22 protein-coding genes are annotated in these 23174 nt (G+C 69.3%); 8 read left to right on the plus strand and 14 right to left on the minus strand.

The features are described 5' to 3' along the window. Positions 1–22 precede the first annotated feature (22 nt). Positions 23–1252, minus strand: a complete 1230-nt coding sequence (locus H6927_15385; GenBank protein MCP5219474.1) for a YihY family inner membrane protein — start codon at positions 1250–1252, stop codon at positions 23–25. 7 nt (positions 1253–1259) lie between these two features. On the opposite strand from H6927_15385, the gene H6927_15390 reads away from it, so the two are divergent. Next, positions 1260–1703 carry a DUF2069 domain-containing protein gene (locus tag H6927_15390; GenBank protein ID MCP5219475.1) on the plus strand — a complete coding sequence of 148 codons (444 nt, stop codon included), beginning with the start codon at positions 1260–1262 and terminating at the stop codon, positions 1701–1703. Positions 1704–1764: 61 nt separating this feature from the next. Further along, positions 1765–3183, plus strand: coding sequence for an FAD-binding oxidoreductase (locus H6927_15395; GenBank protein MCP5219476.1), 1419 nt, complete (start codon positions 1765–1767; stop codon positions 3181–3183). Between the two features lie 6 nt (positions 3184–3189). Here H6927_15395 and H6927_15400 read toward each other — a convergent pair whose 3' ends face one another. After that, positions 3190–4776: a DEAD/DEAH box helicase gene (locus H6927_15400; protein ID MCP5219477.1), complete on the minus strand. Its 1587-nt coding sequence runs from the start codon at positions 4774–4776 to the stop codon at positions 3190–3192. 396 nt (positions 4777–5172) lie between these two features. Between H6927_15400 and H6927_15405 the strand changes: the two genes are divergently transcribed. From H6927_15405 to H6927_15415, 3 genes are all read left to right on the plus strand, one after another. Beyond that, a complete protein-coding gene (locus H6927_15405; protein ID MCP5219478.1) occupies positions 5173–5829 on the plus strand; it encodes a hypothetical protein in 657 nt (218 codons plus the stop codon). 61 nt (positions 5830–5890) lie between these two features. Further along, the gene (gene fahA / locus H6927_15410; GenBank protein MCP5219479.1) at positions 5891–7207 is read left to right on the plus strand and encodes a fumarylacetoacetase; all 1317 of its coding nucleotides are present in this window, start codon (positions 5891–5893) and stop codon (positions 7205–7207) included. A gap of 155 nt (positions 7208–7362) precedes the next feature. Further along, positions 7363–8574, plus strand: a complete 1212-nt coding sequence (locus tag H6927_15415) for a DNA polymerase IV (GenBank protein MCP5219480.1) — start codon at positions 7363–7365, stop codon at positions 8572–8574. Here H6927_15415 and H6927_15420 read toward each other — a convergent pair. After that, on the minus strand, positions 8553–9761 hold the full coding sequence (locus H6927_15420) for a beta-lactamase family protein (GenBank protein MCP5219481.1): 1209 nt from the start codon (positions 9759–9761) through the stop codon (positions 8553–8555). The two genes, H6927_15415 and H6927_15420, sit on opposite strands and share 22 nt — an antisense overlap. 108 nt (positions 9762–9869) lie before the next feature. Here H6927_15420 and H6927_15425 point away from each other — a divergent pair, with 108 nt between their 5' ends. Continuing rightward, positions 9870–10712: an enoyl-CoA hydratase/isomerase family protein gene (locus H6927_15425; protein ID MCP5219482.1), complete on the plus strand. Its 843-nt coding sequence runs from the start codon at positions 9870–9872 to the stop codon at positions 10710–10712. Here the strand turns inward: H6927_15425 and folP are convergent. The 3 genes from folP to H6927_15440 form a co-directional block, all read right to left on the minus strand. Then, positions 10709–11569, minus strand: coding sequence for a dihydropteroate synthase (folP, locus tag H6927_15430; protein MCP5219483.1), 861 nt, complete (start codon positions 11567–11569; stop codon positions 10709–10711). The genes H6927_15425 and folP overlap by 4 nt on opposite strands. A 55-nt stretch (positions 11570–11624) precedes the next feature. Continuing rightward, complete coding sequence (locus H6927_15435; protein ID MCP5219484.1) at positions 11625–13544, minus strand: ATP-dependent metallopeptidase FtsH/Yme1/Tma family protein; 1920 nt, start codon at positions 13542–13544, stop codon at positions 11625–11627. Positions 13545–13677: 133 nt separating this feature from the next. Further along, complete coding sequence (locus tag H6927_15440) at positions 13678–14343, minus strand: RlmE family RNA methyltransferase (protein MCP5219485.1); 666 nt, start codon at positions 14341–14343, stop codon at positions 13678–13680. 19 nt (positions 14344–14362) lie between these two features. Here H6927_15440 and H6927_15445 point away from each other — a divergent pair, with 19 nt between their 5' ends. Together H6927_15445 and H6927_15450 are read left to right on the plus strand one after the other, a co-directional pair. Next, positions 14363–14836 carry a YhbY family RNA-binding protein gene (locus H6927_15445; protein MCP5219486.1) on the plus strand — a complete coding sequence of 158 codons (474 nt, stop codon included), beginning with the start codon at positions 14363–14365 and terminating at the stop codon, positions 14834–14836. Positions 14837–14887: 51 nt separating this feature from the next. After that, on the plus strand, positions 14888–15610 hold the full coding sequence (locus H6927_15450) for a glycosyltransferase (GenBank protein MCP5219487.1): 723 nt from the start codon (positions 14888–14890) through the stop codon (positions 15608–15610). Positions 15611–15616: 6 nt separating this feature from the next. On the opposite strand, the gene H6927_15455 is transcribed toward H6927_15450, so the two are convergent. The 8 genes from H6927_15455 to H6927_15490 form a co-directional block, all read right to left on the minus strand. Next, positions 15617–16507, minus strand: a complete 891-nt coding sequence (locus H6927_15455; protein MCP5219488.1) for a Kdo hydroxylase family protein — start codon at positions 16505–16507, stop codon at positions 15617–15619. After that, positions 16504–16929, minus strand: coding sequence for a DUF4149 domain-containing protein (locus H6927_15460; protein MCP5219489.1), 426 nt, complete (start codon positions 16927–16929; stop codon positions 16504–16506). The genes H6927_15455 and H6927_15460 overlap by 4 nt, the downstream gene beginning before the upstream one ends. Before the next feature lie 9 nt (positions 16930–16938). After that, the gene (greA, locus tag H6927_15465) at positions 16939–17415 is read right to left on the minus strand and encodes a transcription elongation factor GreA (protein MCP5219490.1); all 477 of its coding nucleotides are present in this window, start codon (positions 17413–17415) and stop codon (positions 16939–16941) included. Positions 17416–17530: 115 nt separating this feature from the next. Then, positions 17531–20827 (minus strand): carbamoyl-phosphate synthase large subunit, encoded by a 3297-nt coding sequence (carB, locus tag H6927_15470; GenBank protein MCP5219491.1) that lies wholly within the window; start codon positions 20825–20827, stop codon positions 17531–17533. Continuing rightward, positions 20820–21182 carry a hypothetical protein gene (locus H6927_15475; protein MCP5219492.1) on the minus strand — a complete coding sequence of 121 codons (363 nt, stop codon included), beginning with the start codon at positions 21180–21182 and terminating at the stop codon, positions 20820–20822. Before H6927_15475 ends, carB begins: the two co-directional genes overlap by 8 nt. A 10-nt stretch (positions 21183–21192) precedes the next feature. Then, positions 21193–22368, minus strand: coding sequence for a glutamine-hydrolyzing carbamoyl-phosphate synthase small subunit (carA, locus tag H6927_15480; protein ID MCP5219493.1), 1176 nt, complete (start codon positions 22366–22368; stop codon positions 21193–21195). 199 nt (positions 22369–22567) lie between these two features. Continuing rightward, positions 22568–22870: a putative addiction module antidote protein gene (locus tag H6927_15485; GenBank protein ID MCP5219494.1), complete on the minus strand. Its 303-nt coding sequence runs from the start codon at positions 22868–22870 to the stop codon at positions 22568–22570. Between the two features lie 7 nt (positions 22871–22877). Continuing rightward, entirely contained in the window at positions 22878–23168 is a 291-nt protein-coding gene (locus tag H6927_15490; GenBank protein MCP5219495.1) for a type II toxin-antitoxin system RelE/ParE family toxin, read from the minus strand. Positions 23169–23174: the final 6 nt, after the last annotated feature.

Raw genomic sequence — 23174 nt, forward strand, 5'->3', positions numbered from 1 at the left:
GAGGTGTTCCCGATCCAGGGGTTCACCCGCCCACCACATCCGCCAGCATCAACCCCTCCAGGGGCTTGTCCCGCCACCCCGCGGCCAGCCGCGGATCGGGCGCCAGCAGCAGTCGATCGAGCAAGGGTGCCAGCGGCGTGCGGGCCGGCTCCACCAGCAGCACGTGGCGGGGCAACTGGTTTTCCGTGGACGTGGCCAGCGGGCCCGTCCAGTCCAGCGCCTGCAGCGCGTCCAGCACCGGGCGCAGCGCCAGCGGATCGACCTGCAGGCGCCGCGCCAGCTCGGGCTGCGTCAGCCCGCCCTCGGCCGCGCCGCGCGCCTGCGCCAGCGCCCGCAGCGCCTCGCAGGCCAGCTGAAACTCCCAGCCCGGCCCGCTGGCGCGCCGCACCGGGCCGCCCAGCAGGCTGGGCAGGTAGGCGGCGATCACCGCGCCCCACAGCACGATCAGCCAGCCCAGGTCGATCCACAGCAGCAGGATGGGCAGGGTGGCGAAGGTGCCGTAGATGACCGAGTAGGTCGGCACGCTCGTCAGGTACCAGCCCAGCGCCTGCCGCGCCAGGCCCAGGCACACGGTGACGAACAGCGCGCCCACGGCGGCATGCGGCCAGCGCACCGGCGTGTTGGGCACGTAGCGGTACAGCAGGGTGAAGGCGCCGGTGGTCAACAGGAACTGCAGCGCGGCCAGCGCAAAACCCACCCCGCCCGGCAGATGCGGCAGCCAGCCGCGCGCGGCCGTGACCACGTAGGAGGTGATGGCCAGGCTGGCGGCCAGCACCAGCGGGCCCAGCGTGAGCGCGGCCCAGTACACCAGCACGCGCTGGCCCAGCGGCCGCCGGCTGCTGGCGCGCCAGATCTGGTTGAAGGTCTTGTCGATGGTCAGCAGCAGCGACACGGCGGTGACCACCAGGCCGGCGAAGCCCGCCGCCCCCAGCTGGCTGGCCTTGCCGGCAAACTGCGCCAGGTAGCCGGTGACGTTGGCGGCGATGCCGGGCGGGATCAGGCTGCCCTCCAGCCACTGCTGCAGCGCGCCTTGCAGGTGGGCGAAGGCCGGAAAGGCGGTGAACACCGACAGCGCGACGGCAAAGAACGGCACCAGCGCCAGCACGGTGGTGAAGGTGAGCGAGCTGGCCGTCAGCCCCAGGCGGTCCTGCAGCAGGCGCTGCCACAGCGTGAGCAGCGTGGGGTAGAGCGGAAAATCCGCCACCTGCGCCGCCGCGCGCCGCAGGCGCGCGCCAAGTCTTGATCCCAGCATGCTGGGTATGATGCCATTGCCGATGTCCGCTTCCGCCACCGCCTCGCTCGCGGCTCCTGCCGCTCCCCCCTCGTCCGCCGCCCGCCGCACCCGCGCCCTGGCCCTGGCCGCCACGCTGGCGCTGATCGCCCTGGGCCTGGCCTGGGAGCTGTGGCTGGCCCCGCTGCGCCCGGGCGGCTCGTGGTGGGCGCTGAAGGTGCTGCCGCTGGCCGCCGCCCTGCCCGGCCTGGCGCGCTACCGCATGCACACCTACCGCTGGCTGTCGCTGCTGGTGTGGCTGTACTTCACCGAAGGCGTGGTACGCGCGGCGGGCGACCGCGCGCCGTCCTCGTGGCTGGCCGGGCTGCAGGTGGTGCTGGTGCTGCTGCTGTTTGCCGCCTGCGCGGCGCACGTGCGGTTGCGCCAGAGGCAGGCGCGGCAGCAAGCCGGCGCCGCAACCCGTTCCGAATGATTTTGGCCTTCAAGGCTTGATGGACAAGCGCCATCAGCTCTTTATTCGATAGCTAATTGCCATGACCTTCCCCTCTTCCCTTCTCGACACCCTGCGCCAGGCCGTGGGCGCCGCCCACGTGCTGACCGAGGGCGACCTCGCCGCCTACGAGCAGGACTGGCGCCGCCGCGAGTACGGCAAGGCGCTGGCCGTGGTGCGCCCGGGCAGCACGGCCGAGGTGGCCGCCGTGGTACGCGCCTGCGCCGCGCAGGGCGTGGCCATCGTGCCGCAGGGCGGCAACACGGGGCTGTCGGTGGGCTCGGTGCCCGACGGCAGCGGCCGCCAGGTGGTGCTGAGCCTGCGGCGCCTGGACGCGGTGCGCGCCATCGACGACGCCAACCTGACCATGACGGTGGAGGCCGGCTGCATCCTGCAGAACCTGCAGGCCGCCGCCGAGGGCGCGGGCTTTCTGTTTCCGCTCAGCCTGGCAGCCGAGGGCAGCTGCACCATCGGCGGCAACCTGGGCACCAACGCCGGCGGCACGGCCGTGGTGCGCTACGGCAACACGCGCGAGCTGTGCCTGGGCCTGGAAGTGGTCACACCGCAGGGCGAGATCTGGGACGGCTTGACCGGCCTGCGCAAGGACAACACCGGCTACGACCTGCGCGATCTGTTCATCGGCAGCGAGGGCACGCTGGGCGTGATCACCGCCGCCACCCTGAAGCTGTACCCGCGCCCCGCCGCGCGCCTGACGGCCTGGGCCGCCGTGCCTTCGATGCAAGCCGCGGTGGATCTGCTGGGCCTGGCGCACCGGCACCTGGGCGCGGGCCTGACGGGCTTCGAGGTGATGGGCCAGTTTGCCCTGGGCCTGGTGGACAAGCACTACCCGCAGCTGCGCGTGCCGCTGTGGCGCGACGCGCCGTACTGCGTTTTATTGGAAAACTCCGACCACGAGAGCGAGGCGCACGCGCGCGCCCTGTTCGAGCACCTGCTCGAAGCGGCCCTGGAGGCCGGCTGCGCCAGCGATGCCGTGGTGGCCGAGAGCCTGGCGCAGGCCCAGGGCCTGTGGCACATCCGCGAGAGCATTCCGCTGGCTCAGGCCGAGGAGGGGCTGAACATCAAGCACGACATCAGCATCCCGATCGCGCGCATCCCCGCCTTCGTCGAGGAAACCGACGCCCTGCTGGCGCGCGAGATCGCCGGCGTGCGCCTGGTCAACTTCGGCCACCTGGGCGATGGCAACCTGCACTACAACGTGCAAGCGCCGGAGGGCGGCGACGCCAAGGCCTTCCTGCGCGACGAGGAAGACCGCATCAACACCCTGGTGTTCGACAGCGTGGCGCGGCACGCCGGCTCGATCAGCGCCGAGCACGGCGTGGGCAGCCTGAAGGCGGCCAAGCTGCCGCGCTACAAGTCGAAGGTGGCGCTGGATCTGATGCGCGCCATCAAGGGCGCGCTCGATCCGCAGGGCATCATGAACCCCGGACGGATCCTGGCCTGAGGCGCTTCAGCGCGCCGGGCTGTAGGCCTTGCCGCGCGGTGCGGCGCTGCGGCCAGCGTGCGAACGCGGTGCCGGTTTGCCACTCTTTTTGTAGCTGTCGGCGCTTTCCCTGCGCGGGCCAAAGCCCTGTTTGGCCTTGAACCCCGGCTTGCCACCAGCGCCGTGGCGCGGGCCGTTGCCGCGGCGCGCCGCGCCGCCCTTGCGTGCGGGCGCGGCCTGCGCGATGGGTGGGAAAAAGCGCGTGGGCTCCAGCCCGTCGATCAGCTTCGGCTTGAAGGGCTGCCGCGTGTGCGCCTCGATGTCGGCCAGGCGGCGGCGATCGCGAATTTCGGCCAGCGTCACCGCCAGGCCGTCGCGTCCGGCGCGGCCGGTACGGCCGATGCGGTGGGTGTAGTCCTCGGCCTTCATGGGCAGGCCGTGGTTGATCACGTGGGTGATGGTGGGCACGTCGATGCCGCGCGCGGCCACATCGGTGGCCACCAGAATTTGCACCTGGCCTTCGCGCAGCGCGCGCAGGCGGCGGTTGCGCAGCGTCTGGCTGAGTGCGCCGTGCAGCGCCACGGCGGCAAAGCCGGCCTGCTGCAGGTCGGCCGCCAGCTCGTCGCACTCGATCTGCGTGCAGGCAAACACGATGGCCTGGTCGATGCCGGGGTCGCGCAGCCAGTAGTCCAGCAGGCGGCGCTTGTGCTCGGGGCTGTCGGCCCAGTACAGCTCCTGGCGGATGTTGGCGTGGCTTTGCTGCGGGGTGTCGATCTGCAGGCGCTGCACGCGCGCGCCGCCCTCGTGCATCACGCGCAGGGCCAGCTGCTGGATGGGCGGCGCGAAGGTGGCGCTGAACATCATGGTCTGCTGGCGCTGCGCCGTCAGCAAATGGATTTCGGCCAGCGCGTCGGCAAAGCCCAAGTCCAGCATGCGGTCGGCCTCGTCCACCACCAGAAAGCGCACCTGGTCCAGCACGATCTGGCCGTTGCTGGCCAGGTCCAGCAGGCGGCCGGGCGTGGCCACCACCAGCGCGGCGTTTTGCAGTTGCGCGATCTGCTCGCGGTAGGGCATGCCGCCCACCACGGTGGCGATGCGCAGGTTGCGGCAATGGCGCACCAGGTCGATGGCGTCGCGCGCCACCTGCTGCGCCAGCTCGCGCGTGGGCGCCAGCACCAGCGCGCCGGGCACGGCGGGCTTGAAGCGGCGCGGGTCGGTCGGGTTGTGGCGGCGCGGCTTTTTGGGCGCGGGCTCGCCCTTGGCCAGGGCCTGGGCCACCTTGGCGTCCCAGTCGGCCTTTTCGCGCGCGGCGGCCTCGCGCTGCATGGTCAGCAGGGTGTGCAGCACCGGCAGCAGAAAGGCGGCGGTTTTGCCGCTGCCGGTCTGGCTACTGACCATCAGGTCGTTGACGTTGTCGGCACCCTGGGACAGCGCCAGCGGAATGGCACGCTGCTGCACCGGCGTGGGCTCGCTGTAGCCCAGGTCGGCAATGGCGGCCAACAGCTCGGGCGCCAGGCCCAGCTCGGCAAAGGGGTTGGGGGCGGCCGTGGCCTGGACGGCTTCGGGCAGGGCGGTATCCAGCGCCATGGCACTGCCTTCCTCAAATGAGGTCATGGTGATGACTTTCTTGCAGGCACGGCGCAGCCCGTGCTTGTCGGTGGGTGGCGCGCACATGTGCGCGCCGGGGTTCATGAATCGACACCCACCATCCGACAGCGTTGCCGGGAATCACCCGCGGGTGATCTCAGCCTTTGAGGAACCCGCCGACGCGCGAAGCGCGCAAGGGCCTTGGTTCGTGCAAGCCAGCCCAGAAATCAGGCGGCCAAGAGCGAGAAGGAAGATGCGGTCTTTACCAATCTGCGCAAAAAGCATGCGTTCTTGCGCGAGCCTTCGATTATCGCATGCATGGATCGGTTTGTCACGGGTTAACCCGCATTCATGCAGCCCGGCTCGCCCACCGGGCCCCGCACGCGCACAATGCAGCCCTGCCTGCCCGCACGCAGCACGCTCATGGCGCACTTTGGCAACCGCCCCGAGATCGACCACCGCACGATCAAGCTGATCGTCGGCGGCGTGGCGCTCGGCCTGGCGCCGCTCACCATCGCCCTGTCGCCCGCGCCCATCGCCTCCATCAGCGCCAGCTACCACGAGGGCGGCGCGGCGCAAAGCGTGTTCGTCGGCTTCTTGTTCGCCATCGCGGCCCTGCTGCTGGCCTACAACGGGCTCTCGCGCACCGAGATGATCCTGAGCAAGGGGGCGGCCGCGGCCGGCCTGGGCGTGGCGCTGTTTCCGTGCACCTGCGGGCGCTACGCCGTGCCGCTGCCGTGGATGCATGGGCTCGCGGCCTCCGTCATGTTCCTGATCCTGGCGTGGTTCTGCCTGATCTTCTGGCGCCGCGCCCGCGCCAAGCGCCACACCCGCGCCCTGCGCCGTGCGCGGCTGTATGCGCTGTGCGGGGCGGCCATCGTGCTGTCGATGGCCGTGCTGGCGCTCAACGGGCTGCTGGGCAACGCCTGGCTGCAGGCCGTGCCGCGCCTGGTGCTGTACGGCGAAACTGCGGCGCTGACCGCCTTCGGCATCGCCTGGCTGACCGCCAGCCACGCCTTGCCCTGGCTCAACCAGGCCGACGAACGCTTTGCCCCCTGGCGCGCAAACAACCCGCCCTGACCTCGGGCATGGCCATTGCCGCTATGCTCGCCTGCTGCATTTCAACCCCACGAGACAAGCCATGCCCGCCCTCAACGCCACGCACGACCCGCAACGGACCAGCTGGGTGCCGTCCGCCAACGACGGCAACACCGACTTCCCGATCCAGAACCTGCCGCACGGCATCTTCCGCCGCCAGGGCTCCAGTGAAAACTGGCGCGGCGGCGTGGCCATCGGCGACCAGATCGTGGATATGGCCGCGGCCGTGGCGGCCGGCGTGTTCACCGGCGCCGCGCTGGCGCCGGCCCGGGCGGCGGCGCAGGCCAGCCTCAACGATCTGATGCAAATGGGGCCCCAGTCGGCATCCATCCTGCGCCAGGCGCTATCGAATGCATTGCAGGCCGGGTCCAGCCAGCAGGCCGCGCTGCAGTCCTGCCTGGTGCCGCAGGCGCAGGCCGAATACACCCTGCCCTGCCGCATCGGCGACTACACCGACTTCTACACCTCGGTGCACCACGCCACCAACATCGGCCGGCTGTTTCGCCCCGACAACCCGCTGATGCCCAACTACAAGTGGATTCCCATCGGCTACCACGGGCGCGCCTCGTCCATCGGCGTGTCGGGCCAGGCGTTTCAGCGTCCGCGCGGGCAGGTCAAGCCGCCCGACGCCGACGCGCCGCGGCTGGCGCCCTGCGCGCGGCTGGACATCGAGCTGGAGATGGCCGTGTACGTCGGTCCCGGCAACGCGCTGGGCGAGCCGGTGGCGCTGGACGAGGCCGAGTCGCACATCTTCGGCCTGGCCCTGCTCAACGACTGGTCGGCGCGCGACATCCAGGCCTGGGAATACCAGCCACTGGGGCCTTTTTTGTCCAAGAACTTCGCCACCACCGTCTCGCCCTGGGTGGTGACGATGGAGGCGCTGGCGCCGTACCGCGTGCCCTTCACCCGCCCGGCGGACGACCCGCAGCCCCTGCCTTACCTGGCCAGCAGCGGCCACAGCGCGGCGGGCGGCTTCGACATCCAGCTGGAGGCCCTGATCGAAACCCGCCGCATGCGCCAGGCCCAGAGCGCGCCGGTGCGCCTGGCGCTGACCAATTACCGCCACGCCTACTGGTCCGCCGCGCAGATGCTGACGCACCACACGGTGAACGGCTGCAACCTGCAGCCGGGCGACCTGCTGGGTACCGGCACGCTGTCGGGGCCCACGCTGGACTCGGCCTGCGCGCTGATCGAGCTGACGGCGGGCGGCAAGAACCCGATCCACCTGCCCAACGGCGAGGTGCGCACCTGGGTGGAGGACGGCGACGCCATCATCCTGCGCGGCTGGTGCGAGAAGCCCGGCGCGCCCCGCATCGGCTTTGGCGAATGCGTCGGCACGGTGCTCCCCGCGAAACAGTAACCCCCTGCGTCGCTTCGCGCCTGCCCCCCAGGGGGACAACGCCCCTGGCCGGCGCGGGTCCGGCCACGGCGTTCGCTGGCACGGCCTGCTCCGCGGCCTCTTGATTGGGCTGGGCGACAATCCTGCCCGTGATTCGCCGCATCGCCCACCTCGACATGGATGCGTTCTACGCCTCCGTGGAGTGGCTGCGCTACCCGCAGCTCAAGGGCCTGCCGGTGGTCATCGGCGGCTCGCGAAGGCGCGAGGACGAGCTGATTGAGCGCCTGAACACCGAGCGTCCCGAACGCGCGTGGACGCCGGCCGATCTGGCCGACATTCCGGTCGATTTCTTTCCACTGCTGCAGGACTACGTGGGCCGCGGCGTGATCACCACCGCCAGCTACGCGGCGCGGCAGTTCGGCGTGGGCTCGGCCATGGGGCTGATGAAGGCGGCGCGCCTGTGCCCGCAGGCCATTTTGCTGCCGGTGGATTTTGCCGAGTACCGCAAGTACTCGCGCGCCTTCAAGCAAGTCATCCTGGACATCGCGCCGGTGATGGAAGACCGCGGCATCGACGAGGTGTACATCGACTTCACCCACGTGCCCGGCGGCCAGCGCGAGGGCGGGCGCGTGCTGGCGCGGCTGCTGCAAAAAAGCATTCTCGACGCCACCGGCCTGAGCTGCTCGGTGGGCGTGGCGCCCAACAAGCTGCTGGCCAAGATGGCCAGCGAATTCAACAAGCCGGGTGGCATCAGCATCGTGCACGAGGCCGACCTGCAAACGCAGATCTGGCCCCTGCCCTGCCGCAAGATCCACGGCATCGGCCCCAAGACCGACGCGCGCCTGCAGGAGCACGGCATCCACACCATCGGCGAGCTGGCGGCGCGGCAGGCGCCGTGGCTGATCGAGCACTTCGGCCCCAGCCACGGCGCCTGGCTGCACGACGCCGCCTGGGGCCGCGACGAGCGCCCGGTGGTGACCGAGAGCGAACCCGTCAGCATGAGCCGCGAGACCACCTTCGAGCGCGACCTGCACGCCGTGCGCGACCGCGCCGAGCTGGGCGCCATCTTCACCGAGCTGGCCGAGGCCGTGGCGGCGGATTTGCAGCGCAAGGGCTACGTGGGTAAGACCATCGGCATCAAGCTGCGCTTCGACGACTTCAAGATCGCCACGCGCGACCAGACCGTCGACGCATACACCAGCGACGCCCGGCGCATCCGCCAGGTGGCGGGCCAGTGCCTCAAGCGCGTCGATTTGAGCCGCCGCCTGCGCCTGCTGGGCGTGCGCGTGGGCTCGCTGGCGCATGCGGCCGACGTGGCCAGCGCCACGCCAGCGCCGTCCGCAGGCGAAAGCCTGCCGCTGTTTGGTCAATCTACCAGCGCCGAATAAACCAGCTGCCGCAGCTGCGTGCGGATCGGGTAGGTGCTGGAGGGCAGCAGCTGGGTCATGAAGATGGCGGTGATCTGCTCGGCCGGATCGACCCAGAAGGCGGTGCTGGCTGCGCCGCCCCAGGCGTATTCGCCCCTACTCCCCAGGGTGCCGGCGGCCACCGGGTCCTGCAGCACCGAAAAGCCCAGGCCGAAGCCCTGGCCGTCGTACTTGACCTCGGCAAACAGCGGGATGCCGAACTGGGTCAGGTCCTGCCCGCCGGGCAGCGTGTTGCGGGTCATGTGGCGCAGGGTGCGGCTGCCCAGCAGGCGCGCGCCGTCCAGCTCGCCGCCGCGCAGCAGCATCTGCGTGAAGCGGTGGTAGTCGGCGGTGGTGGACAACAGGCCGCCGCCGCCCGACAGAAAGGTGATCTCGCCGCGCACGGCGTCGCCGAAGGCGTCGTTGCGCGTGGCCTTGCCGTCCTTGCCGGGCACGTACAGCGCGCCCAGGCGGTCCCCGAGGTCGCCGCGTACCCTGAACGCGGTGTCCTTCATGCCCAGCGGGTCGAAGATGTGCTGCTGAAAGAATTGGTCCAGGCTTTGGCCCGACACCACCTCGACCAGGCGCCCCAGCACGTCGGTGGCCACCGAGTAGTTCCAGCGCGTGCCGGGGTCGAAGCGCAGCGGCAGGCGCGCCCAGTCGGCCACCGCCTGCTCCAGCGTGTGGCCCTTGGGCGCGCCCCATTCGTAGCCGGCGTTGCGGTACATCTCGTCCTGCACGTGGACGTGGTGAAAGCCGTAGGTCAGCCCCGACGTGTGGTTCAGCAGGTGCTGCACGCGGATGGGCCCGGCGGCCGGCCGGGTGGCGGGCTTGAGGGCCGTGCCGCCCTCCAGCACCCGCATGTCGGCAAAGGCGGGCACGTACTTGGCGATGGGGTCGGTCAGCTCGAAGCGCCCCTGCTCGTACAGCATCATGGCCGCCACCGAGGTGATGGGCTTGGTCATGGAGAAGATGCGAAAGACGCTGTCGTCCTCGACCGGCAGCCGCGCCTCCAGGTCGCGCCAGCCCTGCTGGGCGCGGTAGACCACCTCGCCGCGGCGGCTGACCTGCACCTGCCAGCCGGGCAGGCGCCCGTCGTCGACGTAGGCGGCAAAGTGCGCCCCGATGCGGGCCAGGCGGGCAGGATCGAAACCCTGGACGGTCGTCATGCTGTCTCCTTGTGAATGCGTGTTGCAGCGGGCATCGTAGAGCATCGCAGCGGGTTGGCGCGGCCAGCCCCGACAATGCTCCGACATCCAACCACCCGCGCCCTTGCCATGACCTCCCCTGCCCTGCACTGCTTCACGCTCGACATCCACGACCACATCGCCCACCTGGTGCTGAACCGCCCCGAGGCCATGAACACCATGGACCCGGTGTTCTGGCGCGAGCTGGACGGCGTGCTGGACGCGCTGCAGCGCGGCAACGAGGCGCGCGCGCTGGTCATCTCCAGCACGGGCCGGCATTTCTCGGCCGGCATGGCGCTGGAGGTGTTCGGCAGCAGCATCCAGATGGACGACCAGAGCCCCGAGGGGCGTGCCGCCATCTTCGAGCTGCTCGGCGCGCTGCAGGCCACCTTCACCCGGCTGGAGACGCTGCGCATCCCGGTCATTGCCGCCATCCAGGGCGGCTGCATCGGCGGCGCGGTGGACCTGGTGACGGCCGCCTGCATCCGCTACGCCAGCGCCGACGCGTTCTTCTGCATCCAGGAGATCAACATCGGCCTGGTGGCCGACGTGGGGACGCTGCAGCGCCTGCCCAAGCTGGTGCCGCTGGGCGTGGTGAAAGAGCTGGCCTACACCGGCCGGCGCATGCCCGCCGCCCGCGCGCGCGAGGTGGGCCTGGTCAACGAGGTTTTCGATTCGCCCGCCGCCTGCCTGGAAGGCGCCATGGCCTGCGCGCGCGAGATCGCCGCCAAGCCGCCGGTGGCCATCTGGGGCAGCAAGCAGGTCATCGAGTACGCGCGCGAGCACTCCACGCACGACAGCCTGCGCCAGATGGGCTGGGTGCAGGGAGCGATCTGGAGCCATGCGCACGTGCGCGAGGCCGTGGGCGCCATGAAGGACAAGCGCGCGGCGCAGTTTCCGCCGCTGGCGCCGCTGCGCGGTTTTGGCGACTAGGGCGGCGCGGCGGCCGACCGCATGTGCCGCCACACCGCCAGCGCCTGCACCGTCTCGCGCACGTCGTGCACGCGCACGATGCGCGCGCCGCGCTCGACCGCCAGCAGGGCGGCGGCCACGCTGGCGCCGACGCGCTCGGCCGGCGGCGGCGGCGCGGCGGCCGCGCCCTGCAGCGCGGCGCCCAGCGAGGACTTGCGCGACCAGCCGGCCAGCAGCGGATAGCCCAGCGTCAACAGCTCGCTCTGGCGCGCGAGCAGCGAAAAATTCTGCGCCACGGTCTTGCCGAAGCCGATGCCGGGGTCCAGCACGATGCGAGCCTTTTCGACCCCCAGCCCGCGCAGGTCATGCGCAGCATGCTGTAAAAATTGCAGCACCTGCGGCACCGCATCGCCCGCCATGGGCGCCAGCTGCATGGTTTGCGGATCGCCATGCATGTGCATCAGGCACACGCCGCAGCGGCCGTGCGCCACCACCACGGCGGCCGCGCCCGGCTGGCGCAGCGCCCACACGTCGTTGACGATGTCCACGCCCGCATCCAGCGCGGCCTGCATCACCTGGGGCTTGTAGGTGTCCACCGACACCGGCACGCCCAGGCGCACCGCCCCTTGCAGCACCGGCAGCACGCGCGCCAACTCCTCGGCCAGCGGCAGCGGCGGGCTGCCGGGGCGGGTGGACTCGCCGCCGATGTCCAGCAGGTCGGCGCCATCCTTCAGCAACTGCTCGCAGTGGCGCAGCGCGGCGGCGGTGCCGAAGTGCTGCCCGCCGTCCGAGAACGAATCGGGCGTGACGTTGACGATGCCCATCACCCGGGGCTCGGCCAAGTCGATTGGAAAGCGCGTGGTCTGCCAGCAGCTCATGGGGGGCGGAAAGAAAAACAGCCGGACGGCGTCCGGCTGTTGAAGGGTGAAGCGCTCAAGCCACCGTGGGCGCCGGTTCGGCCGGCTTGACCTCGGCCGGGGTGCCCCCGCTGGGCCCGCCGGTGGGCGGCGTGCGCGGCGTGAAGTCCTTGGGCGGGCGCGGGTCGCGGCCCGCCATGATGTCGTCGATCTGCTCGCCGTCGATGGTTTCCCAGTCCAGCAGGGCCTTGGCCATGACGTGCATCTTGTCCTGGTTGTCCTCGATCAGGCGGCGCGCCAGGGCGTACTGCTCGTCGATGATGCGGCGCACCTCCTTGTCGACCTTCTGCATGGTCTCCTCGGAGATGTTGGTGGTCTTGGTCACGCTGCGGCCCAGGAACACCTCGCCCTCGTTCTCGGCGTAGACCATGGGACCCAGGGCCTCGCTCATGCCGTACTTCATGACCATGTCGCGTGCCAGGTTGGTGGCGCGCTCGAAGTCGTTGCTGGCGCCGGTGGTCATGTGGCCCATGAACACCTCCTCGGCGATGCGCCCGCCAAACAGCATGCTGATCTGGTTGAGCATGTACTCCTTGTCGTAGCCGTAGCGGTCGGTCTCGGGCAGGCTCATGGTCACGCCCAGGGCGCGCCCGCGCGGGATGATGGTGACTTTGTACACCGGGTCGCACTTGGGCAGCAGCTTGCCGATCAGCGCGTGGCCGCTCTCGTGGTAGGCGGTGTTGCGCCGCTCTTCCTCGGGCATGACCATGCTCTTGCGCTCGGGGCCCATGAAAATCTTGTCCTTGGCCTTCTCGAAGTCCTGCATCTCCACCACGCGCGCGTTGCGCCGCGCGGCCATCAGCGCCGCCTCGTTGCACAGGTTGGCCAGGTCGGCCCCGCTCATGCCGGGCGTGCCGCGGGCGATGATGCTGGGGTTGACGTCCTGCCCGATCGGGATCTTGCGCATGTGCACGTTCAGGATCTGCTCGCGCCCGCGGATGTCGGGCAGCGTGACGTAGACCTGGCGATCGAACCGCCCCGGGCGCAGCAGGGCCGAGTCCAGGATGTCGGGGCGGTTGGTGGCGGCCACCACGATCACGCCCAGGTTGGTCTCGAAGCCGTCCATCTCCACCAGCATCTGGTTGAGCGTCTGCTCGCGCTCGTCGTTGCCGCCGCCCAGGCCGGCGCCGCGCTGGCGACCCACGGCGTCGATCTCGTCGACGAAGATGATGCACGGCGCGTTCTTCTTGGCGTTCTCGAACATGTCGCGCACGCGCGCCGCGCCCACGCCGACGAACATCTCGACGAAGTCCGAGCCCGAAATGGAAAAGAACGGCACCTTGGCCTCGCCCGCGATGGACTTGGCCAGCAGCGTCTTGCCGGTGCCCGGCGGGCCCACCAGCAGCAGGCCGCGCGGAATGCGCCCGCCCAGCTTCTGGAACTTCTGCGGGTCCTTCAGGAAGTCCACCACCTCCTTGACCTCTTCCTTGGCCTCGTCGCAGCCGGCCACGTCGGCGAAGGTGACGGTGTTGTTGTTCTCGTCGAGCATGCGCGCCTTGGACTTGCCGAAGCTGAAGGCGCCGCCCTTGCCGCCGCCCTGCATCTGGCGCATGAAGTAGACCCACACACCGATCAGCAGCAGCATGGGGCCCCAGCTGACCAGCAGGGTCATCAGCAGCGAGCCTTCCTCGCGCGGCTTGACGTCGAACTTGACGTTGTGGTTGATCAAATCGCCCACCAGCCCGCGGTCGAGGTAGGTGGCCTGCGTGCGCACGCGGCGGTCGTCGTTGAGGATGGCGACGATGTCGGTGCCGCCCTGGCCTTCCTGGATGGTGACGCTCTTGACGCGATCACTCCGCACGTCGGCCAGGAAGTCCGAGTAGGCCACGTGATTGGCCGTGGCCATGCGGCCGCCATCGAACTGCTTGAACACCGTGAACAGCACCATGGCGATCACCATCCACACGGCGATCTTGGAAAACCATTGATTATTCAAAGCCTTGTGCTCCAGTGGGGAAACAGCCCCTCGAGGGGTGCAGATAAGGGTGATTTTAGGCGCTTCAAGCCCAAAACCCCAGCGGGCAAGCCCCTGACCCTGTAACGAAAACGGCCGTTGCGGCCCCAGTGCGTCAGGCGGCGGCCTGCTTCGGGCTGATGCCCACCAGAAAAGTCTCGGTCGAGCGCGCGCGCGAGGCCTTGGGCTTGATCGGCTTGACCACGCGAAAGCGCTGCTTGAACAGCTTGACCAGCTGGCTGTAGCCGCTGCCATGAAACAGCTTGACCACCAGCGCGCCCTCGGGACGCAGGTGCTGCCCGGCAAAGTCCACCGCCAGCTCCACCAGGTGGCTGATGCGCGCCGCGTCCACCGACTCGACGCCCGACAGGTTGGGCGCCATGTCCGACACCACCACGTCCACCGGCCGGCCGCCCAGGGCGGCATGCAGGCGCGCCAGCACCTCGTCCTCGCGGAAGTCGCCCTGCAAAAACTGCACGCCCTCGATCGGCTCCATGGGCAGGATGTCCAGCGCGACGATGGTGCCGTCCAGCTCGCCCACCGCCGCGCCCTGCGGCGACAGGCGCCGGCGCAGGTACTGGCTCCAGGCGCCGGGCGTTGCCCCAAGGTCCACCACGCACTGGCCGGGCCGGATCAGGCCCAGGGTCTCGTCGATCTCCTGGAGCTTGTAGGCCGCGCGCGCCCGGTAGCCGTCCTTTTGCGCCAGCTTGACGTAGGGGTCGTTGATGTGGTCGACCAGCCAGGCCTTGTTGACCTTCTTGCTTTTGGTTCGCAGCTTCATGCGGCCGGATAATACGGGCATGCCCCAAATCCAACTCACGCCCGCCGAGCGCAAGGCGCACCGCGCCGAGGCGCACCACCTCGACCCCGTCGTCATGATCGGGGGCGACGGCCTGACGCCCGCCGTGCGCAAGGAGGCCGACCTGGCGCTGAACGCCCACGGCCTGATCAAGATCCGCGTGCTGGGCGACGACCGCGCCGCGCGCGAGGCCATCTTTCAGCAACTGGCGGACGAGCTGAACGCCGCGCCCATCCAGCACATCGGCAAGCTGCTGGTGCTGTGGCGCCCCAAGCCGCCCAAGGAGCAGGCCGAGCACGAGGAGCGCCGCGCCGGCCCCAAGGACGTGAAGGTGCTCAAGTACAGCAAGCGCGGCGGCCAGCGCCCCGAGGTGCGCGTGGTGCGCGTGCTGGGCAACCAGCGCCTGACGCCGGGCGGCAAGCTCAAGAAGGCGCCGGTCAAGCAGAAGTCGGTCAAGAAGACCCGGCACGATTGATTTGATAGCGCCTCACGCATGACTGATAAGGGCCAGCGGCACATTCTGTGCATGAAATGGGGCACCAAGTACGGCCCCGAGTACGTCAACCGCCTGTACGGCATGGTGCGCCGCCACCTGCAGGGCGACTTCCACTTCGTGTGCCTGACCGACGACGGCCGCGGCGTGCGGCCCGAGGTGCAGTGCCTGCCGATTCCGCCGCTGAACCTGCAGCTCAAGCCCGGCCAGCGCGACGGCGCCTGGAAGAAACTGACCACCTTCGAGGCCGACCTGCACGGCCTCAAAGGCACGGCGCTGTTCCTGGACCTGGACGTGGTCATCGTCGGCGCGCTGGACGACTTTTTCACCCAGCCGGGCGACTTCCTCATCATCCACGACTACCCGCGCTTCTGGCGCTTCGGCGAGCGCATCGTCGGCAACTCGTCGGTGTACCGCTTCGAGCTGGGTGCGCACGCCGACGTGCTGGCGTACTTTCGCGGCCACATGGACGAGGTGCCCAAGCGGTACCGCAACGAGCAGGAGTTCCTCTCGCACTTCCTGCACCGCCAGGGCAAGCTGGCGTACTGGCCCGCCGGCTGGTGCCCCAGCTTCAAGTACCACTGCATTCCCGCCTGGCCCAGCAACTACTGGCGCGAGCCGGTGCCGCCCGAAGGCGCGCGCGTCGTGATCTTTCACGGCGAGGTCAACCCGCACGACGCGCTGGCCGGCCGGCGCAACCGGCGCTGGCGCCACATCCAGCCGGCGCGCTGGGTGGGCGAGGCCTGGGGCGATTGAGGCCGCTCAGCGCGCCACGCCGGCGCCCACCCCCACCAGCGGCCGTCCCACCAGCCGCGTGAGGATGGCCAGCGGGCTGGCCTGCGGGTCGGCCTCGCGCCCCGGCGGCAGGTACAGGGTCTGCTCCATCATGAACTGGCCGCTCATCACCGCGTGCGTGGCCTGGTCGGAGTAGCACACCCACACGCTGCCGGCGGCAAAGGGCACGGTGAGCTGCGCGCCGTTCCTCTGGTAGTCCTCGTCGAACTTCATGCCGTCGTGCAGCTGCAGCATCAGGTGGTCGTACTCGCTGCGCAGCGACTTGGTGACGTGCAGCGCGTTCAAGGCTTGGGCCTGCCACAGGCGATAGGGCTTGGCGCGCGGCAAAAACTGCCGCGCCACCGCCTCGAACGAATCGCCCACGCGCCACACGCGCGGCACGCCCGCGGGGTTGACGTTGGCGAACACGCGCAGGATGCGCTCGCCGTAGTTGGGCCGGGAGGGGAAGGCGTCCACGTGCAGGCGCTGGTCGTCGGCGCGCACCGACTGCTTGCGCGTCTCGACCTGGCGCGGGCGAAAGCTGGTGGGCGCGGCGCGCAGCAGGCCCCTGTATTCGGGCAGCAGGCCATCGACGAGCTGCAGCGCCTGCTGGCGAAAGCGCGCCACCATGACCGTCAGCTGCGCCTGCTCCGCGGCGCTGCCGCCGGCGCCCTTGAGCACCCCGTCCGCCCCCAGGCTGACGTTGCGCGCCTTGGGCGAGAGCATGTCGGCGCGCAGCAGCGCGCGCTCGGCAGGCAGCACGGCAAAGCCCAGGCGCGGAAAGTACAGCACCCGGCCGGCCTCGACCGCGGCGGTCCATTCGGGGCGGCCGGCCACGTGCCAGTCGGCGGCGTCGATCTCGACGATGGGCGAGTTCATGCGGGCGCGTCTCCTCGGCGGCCGGCCAGCGGCCACAGCACCACGGCGGCGCTGAGCCACTGCACCACGTACAGGGCCGCGCCCAGGCTGTGCCACAGCCGCAGGTTCTGCCGCGCCACGATGCGCGGCGCCACGGCGTACTCCAGCAACAGCGCCAGCAGCATGCCGAATACTACAAAACCAATAGCTATTCGGGCACGATTGGCGGGGGCCAGAGCCCTTTCCTGCCTATAAACCAGCAGCAGCACCAGACCGCAGGCCAGCGACACCCAGGTCTGCGCCGCAAACAGATGTGCGGCCGCGTAGCCCGCCAGCGCCTTGCTGGGCAGGCTGGCAAACAGCAGCGGCACCGCCATGAAGCCGATCACCGAAAGGCTGCCCCACCACAGGGCGGCGGCGTAGACGGGCAGGCGATCGCGCATGGTCTTCGGTCAGATGTACTTCACACCGATGATCTCGTAGTGCCGCGCGCCGCCCGGCGCCTGCACCTCGGCGGTGTCGCCCTCTTCCTTGCCGATCAGCGCGCGCCCGATCGGGCTGCCGACGTTGATCAGGCCCTTCTTCAGATCGGCCTCATCCTCGCCCACGATCTGGTAGGTGACCTGCTCCCCGCTGTCCTGCTCCTCCAGCTCCACCGTGGCGCCGAACACCACGCGGCCGCCGGCGTTGAGCGAGGCCGGGTCGATCACCTGGGCGGCGGCCAGCTTGGCCTCCACCTCCTTGATGCGCCCTTCGATGAAGCCCTGGCGGTCCTTGGCGGCGTCGTACTCGGCGTTCTCGCTCAAATCGCCGTGCGAGCGCGCCTCGGCGATGGCGGCGATGACTTCGGGGCGGTCCTTGGTCTTCAGGCGCTGCAGCTCGGCCTTGAGCAGCTCGGCGCCGCGTTTGGTGATGGGAAGGGTAGCCATGTCGTGTCGATCGGGGAGATTCGTTCCAAAAGCAAACCGCCGAGGACGACGCCTCGGCGGTGGTGGGGGTGCTTGGCCGCATTATGCCGCGCCCGCGGCCGGCCGCTTGTTTGATTTATGCCAACTGCGCGTGCATCTCCTGCACGGAAATGACGCCCAGCTGGTCCATGCTCTTCATGCCCACCACCGCGGCCTCGGCGCCGAAGATGGTGGTGATGGTGGGCACGCGCGCGGCCAGGGCGCTGGTGCGGATCGCCCGGCTGTCGGCGATGGCGTTGCGCCGCTCTTCGACGGTGTTGATGACCAGCGAGATGTCGCCGTTCTTGATCATGTCGACCACGTGCGGGCGGCCTTCGGTCACCTTGTTGACGGTCTCGCAGGCGATGCCGGCGGCCTGGATGGCGGCGGCCGTGCCGCGTGTGGCCACCAGGGCAAAACCCATGGCCACCAGGTCGCGCGCGATCTGCACGGCCTGCGGCTTGTCGTGGTTCTTGACCGTCAAAAACACCTTGCCGGCCGGCGTGCCGTCGGCCTTCAGGGGCCGCGGCAGGCGCTCGCCGGCGCCGATCTCGGCCTTGATGTAGGCCTCGCCGAAGGTCTTGCCCACGCCCATGACCTCGCCGGTGGACTTCATCTCGGGGCCGAGGATGGTGTCCACGCCGGGGAACTTGACGAAGGGGAACACCGCCTCCTTGACGCTGAAGTACGGCGGCGTGACCTCGGCGCCCACGCCCTGCGTGCCCAGCGTCTGGCCCACCATGCAGCGCGCGGCCACCTTGGCCAGCTGCACGCCGGTGGCCTTGCTGACGAAGGGCACGGTGCGGCTGGCGCGCGGGTTGACTTCCAGCACGTAGATCACGTCCTGCGTGCCGCCGCCTTCCAGCGGTTTCTCCTGGATGGCGAACTGCACGTTCATCAGGCCCACGACCTGCAGGCCCTCGGCCATCGCCGCGGTCTGGCGCTTGAGCTCGGCCACGGTGGCGGCCTTGAGGTAGTAGGGCGGCAGCGAGCAGGCCGAGTCGCCCGAGTGCACGCCGGCCTGCTCGATGTGCTCCATCACGCCGCCGATGTAGACCTTGCCGTCGCTGTCGCGCACGGCGTCCACGTCGCATTCGATGGCGTCGGACAGGAAGCGGTCGAGCAGCACGGGCGAGTCGTTGCTCACCTTGACGGCCTCGCGCATGTAGCGCTCCAGGCCCTGCTGCTCGTGCACGATCTCCATCGCGCGCCCGCCCAGCACGTAGCTGGGGCGCACCACCAGCGGGTAGCCCAGCGCGGTGGCCTTTTCGAGTGCCTCGGCCTCGGTGCGGGCGGTCGCGTTGGGCGGCTGGCGCAGGCCGAGCTGCTGCAGCAGGTGCTGGAAGCGCTCGCGGTCCTCGGCCGCGTCGATCATGTCGGGGCTGGTGCCGATGATGGGCACGCCCGCGGCCTCCAGGTCGAGCGCCAGCTTGAGCGGCGTCTGCCCGCCGTACTGCACGATCACGCCGGTGGGCTTTTCCTTGTCCACGATCTCCAGCACGTCCTCGAGCGTCAGCGGCTCGAAGTACAGGCGGTCGGACGTGTCGTAGTCGGTCGAGACGGTCTCGGGGTTGCAGTTGACCATGATGGTCTCGTAGCCATCCTCGCGCATTGCCAGGGCCGCGTGCACGCAGCAGTAGTCGAACTCGATGCCCTGGCCAATGCGGTTGGGCCCGCCGCCCAGCACCATGATCTTCTTCTTGTTCGTCGGCGCGGCCTCGCACTCGCTCTCGTAGCTCGAGTACATGTAGGCGGTGTTGGTGGGGAACTCGGCCGCGCAGGTGTCCACCCGCTTGTAGACCGGGCGCACGCCCTGGGCGCGGCGCGCCTCGCGCACGGCCTGGTCCGTGGTCTTGAGCAGCTTGGCCAGGCGGCGGTCGGAAAAGCCCTTGCGCTTGAGCGTCAGCAGCTCCTCCTTCGAGAGCATGGCCAGCGCCTTTGCGCCGTGCCGCGCGGTGTGCGCGTCCAGCTCCAGCTCGATCTTGACGATCTCCTCGATCTGCACCAGGAACCAGGGGTCGATCTTGGTGATCTGCTGCACCTCGGCCAGCGACCAGCCGGCGGCGAAGGCGTCGCCCACGTACCAGATGCGCTCGGGGCCGGGCTCGCCCAGCTCCTTTTCAAGCAGCTCGCGGTCCTGCGTCTTCTCGTTCATGCCGTCGACGCCCACCTCCAGGCCGCGCAGCGCCTTCTGGAACGACTCCTGGAACGTGCGGCCGATGGCCATGACCTCGCCCACGCTCTTCATCTGCGTGGTCAGGCGGTTGTTGGCGGCGGGAAACTTCTCGAACGCGAAGCGCGGGATCTTGGTGACCACGTAGTCGATGGTCGGCTCGAACGAGGCCGGCGTGGCGCCGCCCGTGACCTCGTTGCGCAGCTCGTCCAGCGTGTAGCCCACGGCCAGCTTGGCGGCCACCTTGGCGATCGGAAAACCCGTGGCCTTGGAGGCCAGCGCCGACGAGCGGCTGACGCGCGGGTTCATCTCGATCACGATCATGCGGCCGTTGGCCGGGTTGACCGAGAACTGCACGTTGGAGCCGCCGGTGTCCACGCCGATCTCGCGCAGGATGGCGATGCTGGCGTTGCGCATCAGCTGGTATTCCTTGTCGGTCAGCGTCTGCGCGGGGGCCACGGTGATCGAGTCGCCGGTGTGCACCCCCATGGGGTCGAGGTTCTCGATCGAGCAGACGATGATGCAGTTGTCGGCCGGATCGCGCACCACCTCCATCTCGTACTCTTTCCAACCCAGCAGCGACTCCTCGATCAGCAGCTCGTTGGTCGGCGAGGCCTCCAGGCCGCGCTTGCAGATGGTCTCGAACTCCTCCGGGTTGTAGGCAATGCCGCCGCCCGTGCCGCCCAGGGTGAAGCTGGGGCGGATCACGGTGGGAAAGCCCACCTTCTTCTGCACCGCCCAGGCCTCGTCCATGCTGTGCGCGATGCCGGAGCGCGCGGACTCGAGCCCGATGCGCGTCATCGCCTCCTTGAACTTCAGGCGGTCCTCGGCCTTGTCGATCGCCTCGGGGCGCGCGCCGATCAGCTCGACGTTGTACTTGGCCAGCACGCCGTGGCGCCACAAATCGAGCGCGCAGTTCAGCGCCGTCTGCCCGCCCATGGTGGGCAGGATGGCGAAGCCCTCGCTGCTGTGCTGCCGCTCCTTGGCGATGATCTTCTCGACCGTCTGCCAGGTGATGGGCTCGATGTAGGTGACGTCGGCCGTGGCCGGGTCGGTCATGATGGTGGCGGGGTTGCTGTTGATCAGCACCACGCGGTAGCCCTCCTCGCGCAGCGCCTTGCAGGCCTGCACGCCGGAGTAGTCGAATTCGCAGGCCTGGCCGATGACGATGGGGCCGGCGCCGATGATGAGGATGGTCTTGAGGTCGTTGCGTTTAGGCATGGCGGTCGTTGTCGAGCTTGTCGAGCAAGGCCTTGGCGCGCTCGGCAGGCATGTTTTTTTGCATCAGTTGGATCAGGCCGTCGCCCTCGATCAGCGGGCGCAGCACGGCGGCCTCGGGGGCGTAGAACTTCACGTCCCAGGCGGCCAGCTCGGCGGCAAACTCTTCGTCGCTCCAGCTCTTGCCCTTGGCCAGGAAGGTCACCAGCGGCATGGCTTTGAGCTCGATGAAGGACTTCTTGTAGGGCTTCTGGCTCCAGCGCTCGGCAAACCACGCGCGCTCGGGCGCAGCCAGGCCCAGCATGCGCTTGGCGATGGCTTTCTCGAGGCTGGCCTGGGGAAAGGGGTAGAGCTTCATGGCGTGGCGGTCAGGTGGGCTTGCGGGCCTGCTCCATCAGCGTGATGAAGCGGTCGAACAGGTAGCCGATGTCCTGCGGGCCGGGCGAAGCCTCGGGGTGGCCCTGAAAGCAGAACGCCGGCTGGTCCTTGAACTCGAAGCCCTGCAGCGTGCCGTCGAACAGGCTGATGTGCGTGCTGCGCACGTTGCCGGGCAGTGTCTCGGGGTCCACCGCGAAGCCGTGGTTCTGGCTGGTGATGCTGACGCGGCCGCTGGCCAGCTCGCGCACCGGGTGGTTGGCGCCGTGGTGGCTGTTGGCCATCTTGAAGGTCTTGGCGCCCACGGCCAGGGCCATGATCTGGTGGCCCAGGCAGATGCCGAAGGTGGGCATGCCGCTGTCCACGATGGTGCGCGTGGCGGCGATGGCGTAGTCGCAGGGCTCGGGGTCGCCCGGGCCGTTGGACAGGAACACGCCGTCGGGCCGCATCGCCAGCACCTCGGCGGCCGGCGTTTGCGCCGGCACCACCGTGATCTGGCAGCCGCGCTCGGCCAGCATGCGCAGGATGTTGAACTTGACGCCGAAGTCGTAGGCCACGACCTTGAAGCGCGGCGCGGCCTGCGTGCCGTAGCCGGCGCCCAGGCCCCAGACGGTCTGGCTCCACGCATAGGGCGCGGGGGTGCTCACCACCTTGGCCAGGTCCAGCCCGTTCATGGCGGGCGCGGCGCGCGCGGCGGCCAGCGCCTGCTCGATGCGCTCGGGCGTGGCCGCCTGCCCGGCGGCCAGCGCCAGGATGCAGCCGTTTTGCGCGCCCTTGTCGCGCAGCAGGCGCGTCAGCTGGCGCGTGTCGATGCCGGCAATGGCCACCGCGCCCTCGGCCTTCAGGTACTCGGGCAGGCTTTGGCTGGCGCGGAAGTTGCTGTGCAGCAGCGGCAGGTCGCGCACGATCAGGCCGGCGGCCTGCACCTTGCTGGACTCGACGTCCTCGGGGTTGACGCCGGTGTTGCCGATGTGCGGGTAGGTCAGCGTGACGAGCTGCTGGCAGTAGCTGGGGTCGGTCAGGATTTCCTGATAGCCCGTCATCGACGTGTTGAACACCACCTCGCCCACCGTGGAGCCGGTGGCGCCGATGGCCTCGCCAATGAACACACTGCCGTCCGCGAGGGCCAGGATGGCGGGTGGGAATTTCCCCTGCAGGGAAGAAAGCACTGGGGTTCTCCGTGATGTAACGGTCGCCCGTGCCGGCGCGTGGCGCGTCGCACAAGCGACGGCGGTGAACGCATGAAGAAGTGCTTTTGAGGCGGTCGGGCGACGCTGTTGCGAAAAGCTCTTGATTATAGCGGGCGCTTGATGAGGGCTGGTTTCTTCCGGGGCCGTTTCTCCCCCAAACGGCGTTGGCGCGCCAGCGTCAGGCGCGGGCAGCGGCTTGCGGCTGCAATTTGAGGCCCAGGGCGTGCATCACCTTGAGGATGGTGCCGAAGCTCGGGTTGCCTTCGCCGGACAAGGCCTTGTAGAGGCTTTCACGTCCCAGACCGGTGTCCCTGGCAAGCTGGCTCATGCCCTTGGCGCGGGCGATGTTGCCCAACGCCTTGGCAATGAAGGCCGCGTCATCGCCAGCTTCTTCCATGCAGGCCTCCAGGTACAGCACCATGTCCTCCTCGGTTTGGAGGTGTTCGGCACTGTCCCACTTGCGCAGCTTGGTCGTTTCCATGATGGCCCTACAGTTGCCGCGCCAGCTCCAGCGCGGTCTTAATGTCCTTGCTCTGGGTGGATTTGTCGCCACCAGCGAGCAGGATCACGATCTCCATCCCGCGCTGCGTGAAATACACGCGGTAGCCCGGCCCGTAGTGAATCCGCATCTCCGAAATACCCTCGCCCACCGGCTCGCAATCGCCAAAGTTGCCATCCTCGGCCCGGTCGATCCGGGCTTGGATCCGACGCGCCACCTGCTTGTCGCGCAGGCCAGCAAACCAGCCATCGAAGTTCTCGGTGGTGTGAATGGCTTTCACGGCTTA

The sequence above is a fragment of the Burkholderiaceae bacterium genome (genome assembly GCA_024235995.1).
Classification (GTDB): Bacteria; Pseudomonadota; Gammaproteobacteria; order Burkholderiales; family Burkholderiaceae_C; genus Ottowia.

Coding starts and splice junctions, on each gene's coding strand:
- H6927_15385 (MCP5219474.1), bottom strand. CDS start 1,252: ATGCTGGGATCAAGACTTGGCGCGCGCCTGCGGCGCGCGGCGGCGCAG.
- H6927_15390 (MCP5219475.1), top strand. CDS start 1,260: ATGATGCCATTGCCGATGTCCGCTTCCGCCACCGCCTCGCTCGCGGCT.
- H6927_15395 (MCP5219476.1), top strand. CDS start 1,765: ATGACCTTCCCCTCTTCCCTTCTCGACACCCTGCGCCAGGCCGTGGGC.
- H6927_15400 (MCP5219477.1), bottom strand. CDS start 4,776: ATGACCTCATTTGAGGAAGGCAGTGCCATGGCGCTGGATACCGCCCTG.
- H6927_15405 (MCP5219478.1), top strand. CDS start 5,173: ATGGCGCACTTTGGCAACCGCCCCGAGATCGACCACCGCACGATCAAG.
- fahA (MCP5219479.1), top strand. CDS start 5,891: ATGCCCGCCCTCAACGCCACGCACGACCCGCAACGGACCAGCTGGGTG.
- H6927_15415 (MCP5219480.1), top strand. CDS start 7,363: ATGGATGCGTTCTACGCCTCCGTGGAGTGGCTGCGCTACCCGCAGCTC.
- H6927_15420 (MCP5219481.1), bottom strand. CDS start 9,761: ATGACGACCGTCCAGGGTTTCGATCCTGCCCGCCTGGCCCGCATCGGG.
- H6927_15425 (MCP5219482.1), top strand. CDS start 9,870: ATGACCTCCCCTGCCCTGCACTGCTTCACGCTCGACATCCACGACCAC.
- folP (MCP5219483.1), bottom strand. CDS start 11,569: ATGAGCTGCTGGCAGACCACGCGCTTTCCAATCGACTTGGCCGAGCCC.
- H6927_15440 (MCP5219485.1), bottom strand. CDS start 14,343: ATGAAGCTGCGAACCAAAAGCAAGAAGGTCAACAAGGCCTGGCTGGTC.
- H6927_15445 (MCP5219486.1), top strand. CDS start 14,363: ATGCCCCAAATCCAACTCACGCCCGCCGAGCGCAAGGCGCACCGCGCC.
- H6927_15450 (MCP5219487.1), top strand. CDS start 14,888: ATGAAATGGGGCACCAAGTACGGCCCCGAGTACGTCAACCGCCTGTAC.
- H6927_15455 (MCP5219488.1), bottom strand. CDS start 16,507: ATGAACTCGCCCATCGTCGAGATCGACGCCGCCGACTGGCACGTGGCC.
- H6927_15460 (MCP5219489.1), bottom strand. CDS start 16,929: ATGCGCGATCGCCTGCCCGTCTACGCCGCCGCCCTGTGGTGGGGCAGC.
- greA (MCP5219490.1), bottom strand. CDS start 17,415: ATGGCTACCCTTCCCATCACCAAACGCGGCGCCGAGCTGCTCAAGGCC.
- carB (MCP5219491.1), bottom strand. CDS start 20,827: ATGCCTAAACGCAACGACCTCAAGACCATCCTCATCATCGGCGCCGGC.
- H6927_15475 (MCP5219492.1), bottom strand. CDS start 21,182: ATGAAGCTCTACCCCTTTCCCCAGGCCAGCCTCGAGAAAGCCATCGCC.
- H6927_15485 (MCP5219494.1), bottom strand. CDS start 22,870: ATGGAAACGACCAAGCTGCGCAAGTGGGACAGTGCCGAACACCTCCAA.